This is a genomic window from Bradyrhizobium frederickii, assembly GCF_004570865.1.
Taxonomy (GTDB): Bacteria; Pseudomonadota; Alphaproteobacteria; order Rhizobiales; family Xanthobacteraceae; genus Bradyrhizobium; species Bradyrhizobium frederickii.
Map to the genome: position 1 here is coordinate 141861 of NZ_SPQS01000020.1, position 14764 is coordinate 156624.

The window sequence follows — 14764 nt, forward strand, 5'->3', positions numbered from 1 at the left end:
CGAAGAGCGCGGCTCCTCAGGATGAGGACGGAGTGTGCGGCAGCAGTTTCAGCGGGCATCGATGCCACTTAGCCTCATCCTGAGGAGACCGCCACCGGGTCCGCGCATAGCGCGCCCGATGACAGGCTCCGCGGTCGTTTCGAAGGACGAGGCGCTTGCTCAGGCCCTGCCAAGAACTCATATGCGATAACCCTGCCCTCCAGGGAGGGAAGGAAGCCCTACCCCTTCGGCGGCGCCAGCGGCTGCACGATCTCCTTGAACGGTGCCAAGGCCTCACAGCGCTCGGCATGAGCTGCCAGCGCCGGATAGCGCGAGGCGTCGAACAGCTGCGGATGCGCCTCGCGGGTGAAGCGGACGACGCAGGCCACCGCGACGTCGGCGTGGCCGATCCGATCGCCCAGCCAGTACGGCGTTGCCACCTTGGCCCGCTCGGCCTCGAGCACCTTGAGCACGTCGCCGATCTGCGCCTGGCAGCGCTCGACCCACAGCGCGAGTTGCTCCTTCCGCAGCACGCGCTCGTAGAGCAGGCTCACCGCCTTGTCGCCGAGGCCGGAGGCGAGCGCGCAGATGCGCAGATGCCCGCGCCGCTCAGGGCCGCTGCGCGGCAGCATCGCCTGCGCCTCGCCGACGCGCTCGTCGAGATAATCCAGGATGATCATGCTCTCGATCAGCGCCTCGCCGTCGTCCAGCACCAGGGTCGGCACGCGGCGCAGCGGGTTGTAGGGCGCGATCTTGTCGGCGTCGCCGAAGGTCGACCACGGCCTGTGCTCGAAGGGAAGGCCGTAAAGCTTCAGCGCAATCGCGACGCGGCGGACGAAGGGGGAATCATATTGGCCGATCAGGAACATGGTTCTCGCTCTTCTCAATCGTTGAACACGGCAGGGCCGACCAGTCTCCACGACCGGCTCGGTGCGGCGCAACAATTATCTCGGAAACGGAGCACGCCCGCAATGCCCTCACGCGCTACCCGTCAAAGCCCGTCCTGGATCGAGCGCTTGATCGCGGCGATGGCGGTCTCGTTGCGCTTGTACATCGTCCACTGCTTGATCCGCTTGGCGCGCACCAGCTTGGCTGATGTCAGCACCCGCATGTGCTCGCTCAATGTCGGCGCGCTGACGCCGAGCTTTTCGGCGATCAACAAGCCGCAGACGCCGTCCTCGACCAGGTCGCCATCGGCCTGCTCGCGAAAATGCTTCCGCGGATCGCGCAGCCATTCCAGGATCTGCAGGCGGCGTTCGTTGGCGAGCGCGCGCAAGGCGACAGCAAATTTCATTTAGCCATTTTGCTAATTACCTAATTGATGTCAACTCTCGGATGCGCTATTCTGGACGACATCATGACAGCGACAATGGACATCACGCGGGAGCGGATTGCGGCGACCGAGGCGGTCATCCGTCCGCATATCAGGCGCACGCCCCTGGTTCAGGCCGATCTCGCCGATTTCGGCCTGCCGGCCGCGCCGGTCACGTTCAAGCTCGAGATGCTGCAGCATTCAGGATCGTTCAAGGCGCGCGGCGCCTTCGCCAATCTGTTGCTGCGGCAGGTGCCGCAGGCCGGTGTCGTCGCCGCATCCGGCGGCAATCACGGCGCGGCGGTCGCCTATGCGGCGCAGCGGCTCGGCCGTCCCGCCACGATCTTCGTGCCCGACATCACCTCGCCGGCCAAGGCCGAGCGGATCAGGAATTATGGCGCCAAGCTCGTGATCGCGGGCAGCCGCTACGCCGATGCGCTCGCCGCAAGCGAGGCGCATGTCGCGCAGAGCGGCGCGCTGGCGGTCCATGCCTACGATCAGGCCGAAACCCTGCTTGGCCAGGGCAGCGTCGGACTGGAGCTGGAGCAGGATGCTCCCGGCATCGACACGCTGCTGGTGGCGGTCGGCGGCGGCGGACTGATCGGCGGCATTGCAGCCTGGTACGCCGGCAGGACGCGCATCATCGCGGTCGAGCCGGAACAATCGCCAACACTGCATAACGCGTTCGAGGCGGGCGCGCCGGTCGACGCGCCGGCTGGCGGCATCGCCGCCGACAGCCTGGCGCCGCGGCGCGTCGGCGAGTTGATGTTTCCGGTCGCGCGCGCCCATGTCGAGCGCGTCGTCCTGGTCAGCGACGATGCGATCCGGCAGGCCCAGGCCGAGCTGTGGTCGCACTTGCGCCTCGTCGCCGAGCCCGGCGGCGCAGCCGCCTTTGCCGCGGTGCTCTCCGGCCGCTATCGTCCGTCACCTGCCGAGCGCGTCGCCATTCTGGTCTGCGGCGCCAACACCAATGCGGTGAATTTCGATAGCTGAACGGGAATGACATGACGGGACCGCGCGGACTGATCCTGATATCGATCCTGCTGCCGATGATCGGTGCCGCCCATGCCCAGGACCGCCAGATCGACGACCGCCCGATCGGCTTTCTCACGCCGTCGCAGAACATCGCCTGCCAGTTCTTCACCGACAACGGTCAGGGCGTGCTCCGCTGCGACATCATGAACATGGAGAGCCGGCCGCGGCGGCCCGCCGATTGCGAGCTCGACTGGGGCCAAGCCTTCGAGATGAGCGCGAAGGGCGCCGCAAGCCGCATCTGCGCCGGCGACACCGTGATGGACCCCTCGCTGCCGGTGCTGGCCTATGGCGAGGTGTGGCAGCGCGGGGGATTTACCTGCCGGTCGGAGCAGACGGGGCTGACGCTTCAATGCGATGCAGCGGGGGTTTTCGCTAGCGCGGGGGAAGCAGGAGTTGTTTTGAGGCATGCTCCGCTCGCTTTTCATCGTTGGAATAGCCTCGATCACGATCGGGGCCGCATGGGGCCAGAACGACGTGCGTGCTGATATGTCTCCATCGCTCAATATATTGGGCGCCTACTCCTATAGCGCGGACAAGGTGGCCTATACCCGATTTATCCGGGAGCTGATCGATTTCCTAACTTCAGCGAAGAACTGAAAACCTTCCTGCGGAGCGTTGGCAGACGCAATGAAATCGTGCCCTTGACTGATGAGGATCGACAGGATTGGGAAGACGACCTCCGGCGCAACGATGCAGCAGTCTTCGAGGTGCAGGTCACAAACCCCGACGCACGAGCGCGGCAGCCCGCTCGCCGGCGGTCGCGGGTCAAACCAGAGCCATACTTCATGCGCTCACCGATTGGCGGGAAGCAGGAAAATTGCTGCGAGAGCGCCCAAGACTGCTGTTGACGCCGCGGTGGCAAAGATGGCCTCGAAGGCTTGCCCGCCACCAACTACTGCCAGCGCAGCGATCCCAAGCGCGAAGCCACCCTGCCGCGCCACGATCGTCATGGCAGAGGCCATGCCGGAACGGTCCGGCGGAGCGAGCGCAAGCAGGGCACCCGAAAGTTGCGGGTGAGCAAGCGCTGCGCCGCTGCCGATCACTACCATGCCCGCGAGCATGAGTCCGAGGGTCTCGGCCGTATCTGTACGCCAGAGGGATGCAAGTAAGAGGAGATTACCGACCGCGAGTATCGCGAGAGAATGCGCGAAGTGCCAGCGCCAACCGATGCGCATGACGAGGCGACCGCCAATTGGCGGCACGATTAGCATGGGCGCTGTTGCAGCGAGTAGCGCGAGGCCAGTACGATTGGTGTGCCACCCGAATGCGCTCTGCATCGCTGGCGGCAGATAGACAAGGATGGCCCAGTAGCTGACGGAGACCGCAATCAGCAGCAGGCCGACACCGATCATCGGGGGTGTACCGAACACGTTCGGGTCGAGGAGCGGCACAGCGCGCCGATGCTGTTGAAGGGCGAAGCCTGCCAACAGCAAAAGGGCCGCGCCGCCGAGGCTCGCGGCACCGATCATGTCGGCACGTACGCGCAACGTCGCCTCAATCAGCAGCGCGAGTGCCATCGTCAACAGGGCGACGCCGACAATATCGAGCGAGCGCTTCTCCGCGGCTTGGCTCTCGGCGACGAGCCGCGGCGCCGCAATGGTCAGAGCCACGCAGAACGGCACGTTGATGAAGAAGATCCAGCGCCACCCGGTCCAAGCCGTGATCACGCCACCGAGCGTCGGCCCCAGGGCCATCCCAACACCGGAGACCACGCCCATCAAGGCGAACACACGCGCTCTGGCGACGGCATCCGGGAACGCGCTGGCGACGAGCGCCAAGGCGCCTGTGACGACAAACGCTGCGCCAACGCCTTGCAGACCTCGGGCGAGCCACAACGACGGACCGTCCCAGGCAAGGCCGCAAGCAAGGGAAGCGACAAGGAAGATCGCATTGCCGGTCAGCAAAGCGCTGCGGCGACCGAAGCGATCGGCGATTGCCCCAGCCGCCAGCAGCATGCCCGTGAAAGCGAGAGAGTACGCATCAATCACCCACGCTGTCGCGGCCATGTCGAAGTTGAGGGTGCGCTCCATCGCTGGCAGCGCAACGACGACGGCGGTGACGTCGAGATTCGTGAAGAACGCACCGAGGCCGAGTGTCAGTGCAACGGAAAGATCACGAGCGGATAGCGAGGGTGCCGTCTTCACAAATCCTCTGCCGATAAGTGCCGCGCAGGAGCCCTGGATGCCCGCTAGTTATCATCGGTTTACGTTCTTGGCGTATGCCGAGTGTTCAATTCAGGATGAATCTCCTTCATAATGCCGACATGACCGCGCAACCTCCATTCGATGCCCTGATTGCCTTCGAAGCCGTGCACCGCCTCGGCAGCGTCACCGCCGCAGCAAGCGACCTCCGGGTGACGCAGAGCGCAGTGAGTCACCGGTTGCGCCGGCTGGAAGACTTTATGGGTTTGCCACTGCTGATGCGGACTTCGGGCGGCATGCGGCCGACGCCCGCCGGTGAAGCGCTTGCATCCGGCCTCGCGGAACTCCTCACCGGCCTAGGCGAGCTACGCGCGCGATGCCGCGCCGCCGCCAGCAATGGACCATTGCGCGTCGGCGTCAGTGCGGCGCTTGCGGACTATTGGCTCGTCGCACGCCTGCCGATGTTCAAGGCCTCATCGACGCCGGTCGAACTGATCATCGTCGAGAGCACGGCGCAAGCAATCCACCTCGATCTCGACATCACGATCCATTGGCTCCTCGAGGGCGAGGCACGCGAGACCTCGACGCAGCGCGTGTTGTTGCGCGAGCAGGTCTTCCCCGTTTGCCACGCGCAACTGTTGCCGTCCGCGCCGCTCGACGATCCGATGCGCATTGCCGCGCTGCCGCTGATCCATAAGGGGGTTGGCGCAGACGCGAACGCGGGAACGGAGTGGTCCTGGTCGACGTGGTTCGCGCGACTTGGCCTCAATGCGCCGCCGCCGGTTGGACTACGTTACGCCAACATGGCGACAGCGATCGGTGCCGCACTTCAAGGCAGCGGCGTCGTGCTGACGCGCTCACTCCTCGCGCGCGACGCGCTCATTGACGGTCGCCTTGTGCGCGTGCTGCCTGAGACCTGGGATATGCCGTCGACGAAGGTACACCTCGTGCGCTGGCCCGCGGTCCTGGCAAGTGATGCTCGGGTGAAGGCATTTGTTGCATGGCTTTTGGACGAAGCCAACGAATGCGTCCGATAGGAGACCGGCCGGCACCGCCGCACGTTGACGCGCTGACGGCAGCGTCGGCTCGCCCTCATTGCGAGCCAACGGGTCCGCGCATGGCGCGGCCCGATGACAGGCTCCGCGGAGCAATCCAGAATCTGTCCGCGGGGGCAGCCTTGATTGCTTCGCAAAGGGGCGGCGAGACAGACGCAGATCACTCAATGATCGGCACATGCTTCGCCGCATCGGGCGGCGCGGTGCCATCGAGCCGCGGGTCGTTGGCGATTTCGACCTGGCGGCGGAAGGGGCGGAAGCCGGAGCGTTGGTAGAACGCGACGGCGGAGGGATGGTCGAGCGTGCAGGTGTGGACCCAGACGCGGCCGACATCGTGCGACCACGCGAGCTCCAGCGCGCGGTTCATCAGGAAGCGGGCGGCGCCGGTGCCGATCAAGGGTGCGGTGACGCCGAAATAAGACAGCTCGCACTGGCCGGGCTCGCGGAAGTCGAGCTCGAGCAGGCCTTCGTCGCGGCCATCCGCGACCAATGCGTAGACCTCAATGCCCGGCGCGTGGAGGATCGCGGCAAGCTTGGTGTCGTTCATGCGTGGTCGCGAGAACCACAGCCAGTCCTCGCCGACGCGGCGGAAGAGATCGCGGTACCAGGGAAGCGCGGGGGCATCGACCTTGCGCAAGGTCCACGCGCCAGGGGGATCGGCGCGGCGCACGGGAGGTGCAGTCATTTCCAGATGGGTGACGACCGCGGCGATCTTGCCGGGGGGGACGTCGGAGTAGCCGTCGGGAAGGATCATGGGGCTTGCTCGTTCAGTTCAGGCCAAGCTGCGGCCATACAATCGGTGTCGTCCCGGCGAAGGCCGGGACCCATAACCACGAATGTGGATTGGTTTGCGGGCTGGAACGACGTGTCCCGTTCACAAGCTCTGCTGCGGAGTATGGGTCCCGGCCTTCGCCGGGACGACAGCTTGCCTGTTGATTCACCTCGTCACCTCAATCCCAGCGAGATGGACTTGGCGGTCGCGCCTACCCCTCCCCCTCGTCGCTCGCCAGCACGCCCTTCACCGCGCGCGCCCAGCCGGCGAGCTTTCGCTCGCGCGTCGCCTGGCTCATGTTCGGCTTGAAGCGGTGCTCCAATCGCCAATTGTCGGCGAACTTGGTCGGCTCGGGATAGACGCCGGCGTTGAGGCCGGCGAGGTAGGCGGCGCCCAGTGCCGTGGTTTCCTGGATCACCGGACGGTCTACTGGTGCATCGAGCAGATCGGAGAGGCGCTGCATGGTCCAGTCCGACGCCGTCATGCCGCCGTCGACGCGGAGCACGACGCTTGCGGTCTCCGAGCTCGGCCAGTCCGCGCGCATCGCGGCCCAGAGGTCGAAGGTCTGGTAGCAGACGCTTTCCAGCGCGGCGTGGGCGAGTTCGGCGGGGCCGGTGTTGCGGGTGAGGCCGAACAGCGCGCCGCGCACGCGCGGATTCCAGTAGGGCGCGCCCATGCCGACGAAGGCCGGGACGAGATAGACGCTCTGCATGGAGTCCGACTGATCGGCAAGAGGCCCGGTCTCGGCGGCGTGCTTGATGATGCCGAGGCCGTCGCGCAGCCATTGCACCGCGGAGCCGGCGACGAAGATCGAGCCTTCCAGCGCGTAGGTGCGCTTGCCGTCGAGCTGGTAGGCGACGGTGGTGAGCAGCTTGTTCTTGGAGACGACGGGCGTGGTGCCGGTGTTGAGCAGCGCGAAGCAGCCGGTGCCGTAGGTGGACTTCATCATGCCCGGGCGGAAGCAGGCCTGGCCGATGGTGGCGGCCTGCTGGTCGCCGGCGATGCCGGAGATCGCGATCGCGCCGCCGAACAGATCGGGCGTGCTCTCGCCGAAGCGGGCGGAAGAGTCCTTCACCTCGGGCAGCATCGAGCGCGGCACGCCGATGATCTCCAGCAGCTCGTCGTCCCACTGGCCGGTGTGGATGTTGAACAGCAGCGTGCGCGAGGCGTTGGTGGCGTCGGTGGCGTGCACCTTGCCGCCGGTGAGGCGCCAGAGCAGGTAGCAATCGACGGTGCCGAACATCAATTCGCCGCGGGCGGCGCGGGCGCGGGCGCCGGGGACGTGGTCGAGGATCCAGGCAACCTTGGTGCCGGAGAAATAGGGATCGATGATCAGGCCGGTCTTCCTGGAGATCACCGGCTCGCGGCCCTCTGCCTTGAGTTTCGCGCAGATGTCGGCGGTGCGCCGGTCCTGCCAGACGATGGCGCGATGCACGGCCTGGCCGGTGGCGCGGTCCCACACCACCGTGGTCTCGCGCTGGTTGGTGATGCCGATCGCGGCGATGTCCTTCGCGCTGATGCCGGCCTGCTCGATCGCCTCGCGGCAGACCATCACGGTCGAGGTCCAGATGTCCTCCGGCTCGTGCTCGACCCAGCCCGAGGCCGGGAAATGCTGCGGAAACTCCTGTTGCGCCTTGGCGGCGATGGAAATATCGCCGCGAAACACGATGGCGCGCGAGGAGGTGGTGCCCTGGTCGATGGCGAGGACGAAAGACATGGCGGCTTACCTTGGCGGTTTCCCTGGTGGGATCATTGTGTCGCGGCAAAGGGAGCGGATTGGAGGCGGAAGGTCAATATCCCTGAGCACGCCTCAGGCTCCGTCGTCGTCCCCGCGAACGCGGGGACCCATAACCCCAGGGAGAGATTGGAGCCCTGGCTGGTAGCCGCGAGTCTTCGCCAAACTTCTCCCTGTGGCTATGGGTCCCGGATCTACACCGCGGCTGTGGTCACGCCGCCGTCGATGACGATGGTCTGGCCGGTCAAGAAGCTCGATGCGTCCGAGGCGAGATAGGCGACGGCGCCGGCGATCTCGTCGGGCTCGCCGATGCGGCGGAGCGGAGTGGTGGCGGTGCGGCGCTTCAGATTGGCTTCGTCTTCCCACAGCGCGCGGGCGAAGTCGGTCTTGACCAGGCCGGGCGCGATGCAATTGACGCGAACGCCTTTCGGGCCCCATTCGCCGGCGAGCGAACGGCACAGCGCGAAATCGGCGGCCTTGGAGATGCCGTAGGCACCGATCACGGTGGAGCCGCGCAGGCCGCCGATCGAGGAGATGATGATCACGGAGCCGTTGCCGCGCTCCGCCATCTGCGGGATCGCGAGCGCGGAGAGCCAGATGTTGCTCTTGACGTTCGAGCCCATGATCTTGTCGAAGGCTTCGTCGGTGATGTCGAGCAGCGGGCCGTAATACGGATTCACCGCGGCGTTACAGACCAGGATGTCGATCTTGCCGTAATGTTTCGTCGCGCCCGCGATCAGCGCCTCGACCTCGGCCTTGCGGGCGATGTTGCAGGGAATGACGATGGCGTCACCGCCGGACGCGATGATGCCGTCGGCGACCTCCTTGCAGGCGTCGGCCTTGCGCGAAGACACCACGACCTTGGCCCCTAACTTTGCCAGCAATTCGGCGGAGGAGCGGCCGATGCCGCGGCTGGAGCCGGTGACGACCGCGACCTTGCCGGTGAGATCGAACGGGGTGTTTTTCATGGGGGCTCCCTCTCTCTTCGTCATTCCGGGGCGCGCCACCTGGCGCGAGCCCGGAATCCATTTCACCGCGCGTAATGCCACCCGATGGATCCCGGGTTCGCGCTACGCGCGCCCCGGGATGACAGTCGCGTGTGGTTCGGCTGAACTCAAACCAACCCGCCCGCGTCGGCGACGCGGCGCTGGTGGTAGTCGGTGTCGCCGAAGGTGTTCTCGATCATAGTGAGGCGCTTGAAGTAATGGCCGATCTTGGCCTCCATGGTCATGCCGATGCCGCCGTGAAGCTGGATCGACTGCTGGCCGACGAACTTCAGCGACTTGCCGATCTGCACCTTGGCCGCGGCGATGGCATTGCTGCGCTCCTTGGCGTTCTCGAAATCGTTCGCCATGGTGGCGAACATCGACATCGAGCGCGCCTGTTCAGTGGCGACGAACATGTCGGAGGCGCGGTGCTGCAGCGACTGGAACGAGCCGATCGCGACGCCGAACTGCTTGCGCGTCTTGATGTACTCGACCGTGGTCTTGAGCGATTCGTCCATCAGCCCGACCGCCTCGGCGCAGAGCGCGACGCGGGCCTCGTCCACCACGCGCTCGATCAGCGCCAGCGAATCCTCGGGATTGCCGAGCACGGCATCCGGGCCGACCTCGACACCGGTGAAGGTGATGTCGGCGGCGTGCAGGCCGTCCTGGGTCGGATAGCCCTTCCTGGCGACGCCCTTGGCATTCGCCGGCACCAGGAACACGCCGATGCCGGACGTGTCGCGGCGCTCGCCCTTGGTGCGCGCGGTGACGATGAGCGTGTCGGCATTCTCGCCGTTGAGCACGACGAACTTCTCGCCATCGATGACCCAACCATCGCCCTTCTTCTTCGCGGTCGTGGTGACGTCGAACAGATCGTAGCGCGAATTCTTCTCGAGCTGAGCAAACGCCAGCGTCCTGCTGCCGTCGATGATCGACGGGACATGCGCGGCCTTCTGCGCATCGGTGCCGGCATGGCGCAGGAAGCCGCCGCCGATCACCACGGTCGCCAGATACGGCTCGAGCACCAGCGCCTTGCCGAGCGCTTCCATCACGATCATGGTCTCGACGCCGCCGCCGCCGAAGCCGCCATCGGCCTCTGCGAAGGGCAGGCCGAGCAGGCCCTGCTCGGCGAGCTTGAGCCAGACCGTTTTGCTCCAGCCGCCCTTCTCCGCCATGTACTTCTTGCGCTGCTCGAAATCGTAGGAATCGGTCAGCAGGCCGTCGACGCTTTCCTTGAGAAGCCGCTGCTCCTCGTTCAGATCAAAATCCATGTCTCTCTCCAAATCGGCGGGAATTGCCCTGCCGTCGCCTCACCCTCAGATGTCATCCCCGCGAAGGCGGGGATCCAGTAAACGCAGGCGCTGGCGGGACTCACGATCGCCGCGGCGTACTGGGTCCCCCGCCTTCGCGGGGGACGACAGCGTTCTGCATTCAATCAATCACAGCCCCAGCACCGCCTTGGCGATGATGTTGCGCTGGATCTCGTTGGAGCCGCCGTAGATCGAAACCTTGCGATTGTTGAAGTAGCTCGGCGCGATCTGGGCGGTCCAGTCCATGGCTTCGTTCGAGCCGTCGTCGCCGTGCACGTCATAGGGCGCGGCGAACGGCCCGATCACTTCCATGAGCAGCTCGGTGGTGGTCTGCTGGATTTCGGAGCCCTTGATCTTCAGCACCGAGGAGGCCGGATTGGGCTTGCCCTTGCCGTGCTTGCCCTCGTCCGCGACGACGCGGAGCTGGGTCAGCTCGAGCGCCTTCAGCTCGATCTCGCACGCCGCCAGCTTCTCGCGGAACGCGGCGTCCTGGATGATCGGCTTGCCGCCGGATTCGACCTTCGAGGCGAGATCGCGGATGCGGCGCAGCCGCTCCTTGGAGACGCCGACGCGGGCGATGCCGGTGCGCTCGTTGCCGAGCAGGAACTTGGCGTAGTCCCAGCCCTTGTTCTCCTCGCCGATCAAATTCTCGACGGGCACCTCGACGTCGTCGAAGAACACCTCGTTCACCTCGGCACCGCCATCGATGGTCTGGATCGGGCGCACGGTGACGCCCTTCGACTTCATCGAGAACACGATGAAGGAGATGCCCATCTGCTTCTTGGCGTTGTTGTCGGTGCGGCAGAGGCAGAAGATCATGTCGGCGTGCTGGGCGAGCGTGGTCCAGGTCTTCTGGCCGTTGATGATCCACTTGTCGCCGCGGCGCTCAGCCTTGGTCTTGAGCGAGGCGAGGTCGGAGCCGGAGCCGGGCTCGGAGAAGCCCTGGCACCACCAATCGTCAACGTTCGCGATGCGCGGCAGATACTTCTTCTTCTGCTCCTCGTTGCCGAAGGTGTAGATGACGGGGCCGACCATGCTGACGCCGAAGGCGAGCGGCTGCGGCGCGGGATGCGCCTGCAGCTCCTCATTGAAGATATAATGCTGCACGGGCGTCCACCCGGTGCCGCCATATTCCTTCGGCCAGTGGCTGACGCCCCAGCCCTTCTTGTTGAGGATGCGCCACCACGTCACCATCTCGTCCTTCGAGAGATGACGGCCCTCGATCATCTTGCGCCGCGTATCCGGCGGCACGTTGTCGCGGAAGAACTGCCGCACTTCCTCGCGAAACGTCTGCTCTTCTTTCGTGAATGCGAGATCCATCGGATCCTCCTGTGAGCGATTTTTTTCTTACCAAACCCGCCGTCATTCCGGGATGCGCCGTAAGGCGCAGGCCCGGAATCCATATCCCCGACTGCTGGTTATGGATTCCGGGCTCGCCGCTTCGCGGCGCCCCGGAATGACAGAAACATTTACTGCAGCACCTCGAACAAGCCCGCCGCGCCCATGCCGCCGCCGACGCACATGGTGACGACGGCGTATTTCGCCTTGCGGCGGCGGCCTTCGATCAAGGCGTGACCGGTCAGGCGCGCGCCCGACATGCCGTAGGGATGGCCGACCGCGATCGCGCCGCCGTCGACGTTGATCTTGTCGGGGTCGATGCCGAGCTTGTCGCGGCAATACAGCACCTGCACCGCGAAGGCTTCGTTGAGCTCCCACAGGCCGATGTCGTCGACGGTGAGGCCGTGGCGCTTGAGCAGGCGCGGCACGGCGAAGACCGGGCCGATGCCCATCTCGTCCGGCTCGCAGCCGGCGGAGACGAAGCCGCGGAAGATGCCGAGCGGTTTGAGGCCGCGCTTGGAAGCTTCCTTGTCGCTCATGATCACCGAGGCGCTAGCGCCGTCGGAGAGCTGGCTGGCATTGCCGGCGGTGATCGAGAAACCCTCGCCGCGCACGGGCTTGAGGCCGGCAAGGCCTTCGAGCGTGGTTTCGGGACGCGGGCCCTCGTCCTGCGACAGCGTGACGTCCTTCATCGACACCGCGCCGGTCGCCTTGTCGGTGACCGCCATCTGCGTCGTGATCGGCGCAATCTCCTCCTTGAACTTGCCGCCCTGCTGGGCCGCCGCGGTGCGGCGCTGGCTCTCCAGCGAATACTCGTCCTGCTTCTCGCGCGAGATGCCGTAACGCTTGGCGACGACCTCCGCCGTGTCGATCATGGGCATGTAGACCTCGCCCTTGATCTTGAGCAGCGCCGGGTCCTGGGCGTGGAAGCCGTTCATCTTGTCGTTCTGCACGAGGCTGATCGACTCGCCGCCGCCGCCGACCGCGATCTCGACGCCGTCGAAGAGCACCGAGCGCGCGGCGAGCGCGATCGCCTGCAGGCCCGAGGCGCATTGCCGGTCGATGGTGGTGCCGGCGACGGTGACGGGAAGGCCGGCGCGCAGCAGCGCCTTGCGCGCGATGTTGCCGCCGGTCGCGCCTTGCTGCAGCGCGGCGCCCATCACGACGTCCTCGATCTCCTTCGGATCGACCTTGGCGCGCGCGACGGCTTCGCCAATGGCGTGGCCGAGCAGCGTGGCACCCTCGGTGGCGTTGAGCCCGCCGCGATAGGCCTTGCCGATCGGGGTGCGGGCGGTGGAAACGATGACGGCGTCGGTCAAGAACGACCTCCTGTTGCTGTTTTCGTGGATTGTGACGGTTTCTGCTGCTGGCGCAATTCGTGGCGCGACAATTTTCCGACCGGCGTGCGCGGCAGATCGTCGACGAAGTCGACCGCGGCCGGCAATTCGTGCTTGCCGAGCTTGCCAGTGAGCTGAGTGCGCAGCTCGTCGAGCGAGAACGGCTTTGCGCCCGGCTTCAGCTTGATGAAGGCTTTGGCGGCCTCGCCGCGGTAGGGGTCGGGGATGCCGAGCACGATGACCTCGTGCACGCCTGGAATGGTGTAGATCGCCTGCTCGATCATCTGCGGGTAGACGTTGAAGCCGCCGGAGATGATCATGTCCTTCTTGCGGTCGACCAGGAAGAAATAGCCGTCGGCATCGACATAGCCGATGTCGCCGGTGAGGAAACGGCCGTCGACGAAGGCGTCGGTGGATCCGTCCGGCTTGTTCCAATAGCCCCTGGTGACGTTCGGGCCCTTGATGCGGATCTCGCCGACCTCGCCGGGCGGAAGCACGCGCCTGGGATCGTCCAGCGCGACGACGTCGAGCTCGATGCCGGGCAGCATCAGGCCGATCGAGCCGGGCTTCTCCGGCCCCGTGGGCGGATGGCCGGTGCCGGGCGAGCAGGTCTCCGTCATGCCCCAGCCGCTCTTCAGCTTCTTGCCGACCTTGCGCTCGAAGAAGCTCGCGATCTCCACCGGCAGCGGCGCGCCGCCGGAGCCGATGGTGACGAGCGAGGAGAAGTCGCGCTTGTCGAGGTCGGGAAGCGCCGCGATCGCGATCCACATCGTCGGCACGCCCGGAAAGTACGTCGCGCGCTTGACCTCGATGTCGCGCATCACGGCTTCGACGTCGAATCGCTGATGCAGCGAGATCAGGTTGCCGCGGCTGAGCGAGGACAACAGCACCACGGTGAGCGCGTAGATGTGGAACAGCGGCAGCACGCAGATCACGCGCTCGATCACGTCGCCGCGCGCGGCGCGCCCCGGCTTACCCCAGACGTCGTAGATCGACACGGCGGAGGTGAGGTTGCCGTGGGTCAGCATGGCGCCCTTGGGCAGGCCGGTGGTGCCGCCGGTATATTGCAGCAGCGCGACGTCATCGGCCGTCACGGACGGCCATTGCGCGGGCGCTGTCGCGCCCTCGACAAAGGCCTTGAAGGTGACGATGCGGGGATCATCGGGGATCGCCGCCTGCGGCGTGCCGACCTTGCCCCAAGTGTCGTCCTCGCAGACGACCAGGCGGTCGATCAGTCCCTTCTCCAGGAATTTCAGCGCGGTCGGCAACAAGGCCTGGAGGTTCGAGGTGACGAGCAGACGCGAGCCGGAGTCGGAGACCTTGTGCGTCAGCGCGATCTCGCCGTCGAGCGGCGAGAGGTGCGCGACACGGGCACCCGCCTTCAGCGCACCGAAGAAATTGACGGGGTGGTCGGGCGAATTGCCGAGGAACAGCGCGACGGACGAGTTCCTGCCGCAGCCGGCGCGCAGGAACGCCGCTGCCGCGCGCTCGGCCTGAGCTGCGAGCCCGGTGTAGGTGATCGGACGGTCCCGGAACTCCAACGCGGTGCGCGGGCCGTAATCGGCGGCAGCCTTCGACAGCAGGTCGGGCAACGTGCCCTGGACGATCGGATCGTCCCACCGCACGCCCTCGGGGTAAAACTGTTCGCCGGGATGGGTCATAGGCGTTCGAGACTCTGCAAAGCGATAATGGCCGGGTCGCGTGAGGCGGGCACCGGCGGACGGGCTCCCCTCCCCCTTGCGGGGAGGGGTTGGGGAAGGGGGT

General features: G+C 66.0%; 13 protein-coding genes. 3 read left to right on the forward strand and 10 right to left on the reverse strand.

Annotated features, from left to right (window positions below; all coding sequences use genetic code 11):
• Window positions 1-218: 218 nt before the first annotated feature.
• Both E4K64_RS29535 and E4K64_RS29540 read right to left on the reverse strand, forming a co-directional pair.
• Window positions 219-848 (reverse strand): glutathione S-transferase family protein, encoded by a 630-nt coding sequence (locus E4K64_RS29535; protein ID WP_135166621.1) that lies wholly within the window; start codon window positions 846-848, stop codon window positions 219-221.
• 122 nt (window positions 849-970) lie between these two features.
• Window positions 971-1273 carry an ArsR/SmtB family transcription factor gene (locus tag E4K64_RS29540; RefSeq protein ID WP_135166622.1) on the reverse strand — a complete coding sequence of 101 codons (303 nt, stop codon included), beginning with the start codon at window positions 1271-1273 and terminating at the stop codon, window positions 971-973.
• A 27-nt stretch (window positions 1274-1300) separates the two neighbouring features.
• Between E4K64_RS29540 and E4K64_RS29545 the strand changes: the two genes are divergently transcribed.
• Window positions 1301-2284: a threonine/serine dehydratase gene (locus tag E4K64_RS29545; RefSeq protein WP_135166623.1), complete on the forward strand. Its 984-nt coding sequence runs from the start codon at window positions 1301-1303 to the stop codon at window positions 2282-2284.
• A gap of 11 nt (window positions 2285-2295) precedes the next feature.
• Window positions 2296-2811 carry a DUF6636 domain-containing protein gene (locus E4K64_RS29550; RefSeq protein WP_235884810.1) on the forward strand — a complete coding sequence of 172 codons (516 nt, stop codon included), beginning with the start codon at window positions 2296-2298 and terminating at the stop codon, window positions 2809-2811.
• A gap of 306 nt (window positions 2812-3117) precedes the next feature.
• Here the strand turns inward: E4K64_RS29550 and E4K64_RS29560 are convergent, their stop codons facing one another.
• The gene (locus E4K64_RS29560; RefSeq protein WP_135166625.1) at window positions 3118-4470 is read right to left on the reverse strand and encodes an MFS transporter; all 1353 of its coding nucleotides are present in this window, start codon (window positions 4468-4470) and stop codon (window positions 3118-3120) included.
• A 119-nt stretch (window positions 4471-4589) separates the two neighbouring features.
• On the opposite strand from E4K64_RS29560, the gene E4K64_RS29565 reads away from it, so the two are divergent.
• Window positions 4590-5504 (forward strand): LysR substrate-binding domain-containing protein, encoded by a 915-nt coding sequence (locus tag E4K64_RS29565; protein WP_135166626.1) that lies wholly within the window; start codon window positions 4590-4592, stop codon window positions 5502-5504.
• 178 nt (window positions 5505-5682) lie between these two features.
• On the opposite strand, the gene E4K64_RS29570 is transcribed toward E4K64_RS29565, so the two are convergent.
• The 7 genes from E4K64_RS29570 to pimA form a co-directional block, all read right to left on the reverse strand.
• Window positions 5683-6276 carry a GNAT family N-acetyltransferase gene (locus tag E4K64_RS29570; protein WP_135166627.1) on the reverse strand — a complete coding sequence of 198 codons (594 nt, stop codon included), beginning with the start codon at window positions 6274-6276 and terminating at the stop codon, window positions 5683-5685.
• A 229-nt stretch (window positions 6277-6505) separates the two neighbouring features.
• Window positions 6506-8011 (reverse strand): glycerol kinase GlpK, encoded by a 1506-nt coding sequence (gene glpK, locus E4K64_RS29575; protein ID WP_135166628.1) that lies wholly within the window; start codon window positions 8009-8011, stop codon window positions 6506-6508.
• A gap of 212 nt (window positions 8012-8223) precedes the next feature.
• Window positions 8224-8997 carry an SDR family NAD(P)-dependent oxidoreductase gene (locus E4K64_RS29580; RefSeq protein ID WP_135166629.1) on the reverse strand — a complete coding sequence of 258 codons (774 nt, stop codon included), beginning with the start codon at window positions 8995-8997 and terminating at the stop codon, window positions 8224-8226.
• A gap of 146 nt (window positions 8998-9143) precedes the next feature.
• Window positions 9144-10286 carry a pimeloyl-CoA dehydrogenase small subunit gene (gene pimD / locus E4K64_RS29585; protein WP_135166630.1) on the reverse strand — a complete coding sequence of 381 codons (1143 nt, stop codon included), beginning with the start codon at window positions 10284-10286 and terminating at the stop codon, window positions 9144-9146.
• A 168-nt stretch (window positions 10287-10454) separates the two neighbouring features.
• Window positions 10455-11645 (reverse strand): pimeloyl-CoA dehydrogenase large subunit, encoded by a 1191-nt coding sequence (pimC, locus tag E4K64_RS29590; protein WP_135166631.1) that lies wholly within the window; start codon window positions 11643-11645, stop codon window positions 10455-10457.
• Window positions 11646-11794: 149 nt separating this feature from the next.
• The gene (locus E4K64_RS29595) at window positions 11795-12982 is read right to left on the reverse strand and encodes an acetyl-CoA C-acyltransferase (protein ID WP_135166632.1); all 1188 of its coding nucleotides are present in this window, start codon (window positions 12980-12982) and stop codon (window positions 11795-11797) included.
• Entirely contained in the window at window positions 12979-14661 is a 1683-nt protein-coding gene (gene pimA / locus E4K64_RS29600; protein ID WP_135166633.1) for a dicarboxylate--CoA ligase PimA, read from the reverse strand. The genes E4K64_RS29595 and pimA overlap by 4 nt, the downstream gene beginning before the upstream one ends.
• Window positions 14662-14764 lie beyond the last annotated feature (103 nt).